Origin of the sequence: Nocardiopsis sp. TNDT3, assembly GCF_003427465.1 — a bacterium.
Lineage (GTDB): Bacteria > Actinomycetota > Actinomycetes > Streptosporangiales > Streptosporangiaceae > Nocardiopsis > Nocardiopsis dassonvillei.
Genome location: NZ_QPFC01000682.1, coordinates 1 through 1,224, shown reverse-complemented (window position 1 = coordinate 1,224; position 1,224 = coordinate 1). Strand labels below are relative to the sequence as shown.

At 75.0% G+C, this 1,224-nt stretch carries 1 protein-coding gene; it reads left to right on the top strand.

Features of this window, described 5'->3' with window-relative positions:
- Positions 1–195: 195 nt before the first annotated feature.
- A complete protein-coding gene (locus DQW06_RS17070; RefSeq protein WP_013152052.1) occupies positions 196–1,131 on the top strand; it encodes an alpha/beta hydrolase in 936 nt (311 codons plus the stop codon).
- Positions 1,132–1,224: the final 93 nt, after the last annotated feature.

The window sequence follows — 1,224 nt, the reverse complement described above, 5'->3', positions numbered from 1 at the left end:
GCGGGATCGCTTTGCGGGGCGCGGGCCCCGCCGGATGTCCGGGCAGACGACCAGGGCATCCGCCCCCGCACCCCGTTCCGGTATGCTCCGGACGGCATCCGCGCCGCCCGGCGGGGGACGGCGCGACGCCCCGCTCGCCCGCCCGCGAACCGAGGGAGGCCCCGTGCCGACGACCACCGTCCCAGGACCGCTGTCATGAAGCTGTCGAGGGTGGCGCCGGAGCTGCGCGGCCCCCTGCTCCGTTCACCGGAAGTCCCCGTACACCGCCCCTGGGCCCTGCGACTCACACGCAGACTGATGGAGGACCTGGACGCCCGGCACCTGCCCGGCGTCACCATGGAACTCCCCGAGGAAGCGGCCCCCGGCGTACGGGTCTACCGCCCCGACGACAAGCACTCGGACGGCGCCCTCGTCTGGATCCACGGCGGCGGCCTGGTCATGGGCCGCGCCGTGCAGGACGACCCGCTGTGCAACGCCACCGCCCGCCGGCTGGGCATCACCGTCGTCTCCGCCGAGTACCGCATGGCCCCCGAGGACCCCTACCCCGCCGCCCTGGACGACTGCCACGCCGCCTGGACCTGGCTCCAGGACAACGCCGCCTCCCTGGGCGTGGACCCCGCGCGCGTGGCGATCGGCGGCCAGAGCGCGGGCGGCGGCCTCACCGCCTCGCTCGTCCAACGACTGCACGACGAGGGCGGCACGCAGCCGGTCGGGCAGTGGCTGCTGTGTCCCATGCTCGACGACCGCACCGCAGCCCGGCGCGACCTGGACAGGGTCCGCCACCGCATCTGGAACAACGAGGTCAACCGCTTCGGCTGGCGTTCCTACCTGGGCACCGACCCCGGCGCGGCCACGGTTCCGCGCTACGCCGTGCCCGCACGCCGCGAGGACCTCAGCGGTCTGCCGCCCGCCTGGATCGGCGTCGGCGACATCGACCTGTTCCACAACGAGTCCCGGGAGTACGCGCACAGGCTGCGCGACGCCGGCGTGGACACGACCTTCCACCTGGAGCCCGGCGCTCCCCACGGGTTCGACTCCTGGGGCGCCGAGACCTCCGTCGCCCGCGACTACCTCGACCGGGCACGGACCTGGCTGGAGAAGGCCCTGGCCCGCGAGCTGGACGGTTCCTGACACCCCGTTCGGGCCGACTCCCGGCACTCCGCTCCCGGCTACCCGCTCCCGAGGCCCGGCCCCGAACCCCCTGGCACCCGAACCCCCGGCCGG

Bases quoted from the DNA above. Each gene is read 5' to 3' on its own strand.
- DQW06_RS17070 (WP_013152052.1), top strand. From the start codon at position 196: ATGAAGCTGTCGAGGGTGGCGCCGGAGCTGCGCGGCCCCCTGCTCCGT.